The following is a 1,389-nucleotide window of genomic DNA, read 5'->3' as shown; positions in this document are numbered from 1 at the left end:
GGTGCGGGATCAGGCGGGGACGTGGGCCTCGGCCCAGGCGTTGTAACCGCCGAGCAGGTCCGAGACGTTGTCGAAGCCCTGCGCCCGCAGCAGCGACGCGGCCACACTCGAACGCCACCCACCGGCGCAGTGCACCACGATCGGCTTGCCGGTCGGCACCTGCCCGAGCCGGGTCCGCAGCTGCGCCAACGGGATCGGCACCGCCCCCGGAATCACCCCGAACTCGCGTTCACCGGGATTACGGATGTCGACCAGCGTCACCGCATCGGCGGCGAGCAACTCGTCGAGCTGCGCGACGGTGGTCCGCGGCGCGGTCTGCACCAGATCCGCCAGCTCCGCCGGGAACACCCCGTCGTGATCGACGGTGAGATAACCGGCCGCGTTGTCCGACCCGATCCGGGCCAGCCGCACCGCCGCGTCCTGCTCCTCCCCCGGATAGGTGATCAACACGATCTTCTCCCCCACCTCGGCGACCATCCCGCCGGTCTCGGCGAACCGGCCGTCGAACCCGACGTTGACCGACCCACGCAGATGCCCCGCCGCGAAATCGTCCACACCGCGCGCATCGAGCACCCGGGTCCCGGCGGCCAGCTCCGCCCGCACCCGCGCCGGGCTCAGCTCCGGGATGGTGCGCCCCCGATCGAGCAGCGGATGCACGCTCTTGTTCAACCCGGCATCGACCGAGAAGTAGGCCGGCGCGGCCGGCTGCCCCTCGGTGACCAACGCCACGAACGCCTCCTCGCTCATCGGCTGCACCGACGGATTGCTCACCCGCTGCTCCCCGATCGTCGAGGTCAGCTCCGTCGACAGGTTCTTCCCGCACGACGAGCCGGCACCGTGCGCGGGCAGCACCGTGACCGCATCGGGCAGGGTCAGCAGCTTCTCGTGCACCGTGTGGTACATCGCCCGCGCCAGATCCTCGGTCGACGAATCCCCCAGATTCACCAGGTCCGGGCGACCCACATCACCGATGAACAACGAGTCCCCGGTCAGCACCGCGGCGGGGGTCGCCCCCGGATGCTCGCGCACCAGCACCGAGATCGACTCCCAGGTGTGCCCCGGGGTGGCCAGGATCTCGAGGTCCACCTCCCCGAGGGACAGGTGCTCCCCGTCGCGCAGCCGCCGGATCGGGTAGTCCGCCTCGGCGGCCTCCCCGAACCCGATCCACGCCCCGGTCGCCTCGAGCAGCTCCAGATGCCCGGAGACGAAATCCGCGTGGAAATGCGTGTTGATCACACCCTCGATGCGCAGCCCGTGCCGCGCGGCGTCGTCGAGGTACTCGGTGACATCGCGGCGCGGATCGACCACCACCGCCCGGCCGGTGCCCTCGTCACCGATCAGGTACGACGCGTGCGACAGGCACTCGATGTAGTACTGCTCGAGAATCAT

At 70.3% G+C, this 1,389-nt stretch carries 1 protein-coding gene; it reads right to left on the bottom strand.

Annotated elements, in window-relative coordinates; translation table 11 throughout:
• Nucleotides 1-9: 9 nt before the first annotated feature.
• Nucleotides 10-1,389, bottom strand: a 1,380-nt coding sequence (locus tag CQZ88_RS05645) for a rhodanese-like domain-containing protein (RefSeq protein ID WP_006942079.1), incomplete at its 5' end; no start/stop codon positions are given.

This window comes from Rhodococcus sp. ENV425 (assembly GCF_002887785.1).
Taxonomy (GTDB): domain Bacteria; phylum Actinomycetota; class Actinomycetes; order Mycobacteriales; family Mycobacteriaceae; genus Rhodococcus; species Rhodococcus aetherivorans.
Note: the sequence above shows the minus strand (reverse complement) of the source record. Positions and strands in the feature narration are given on the sequence as shown.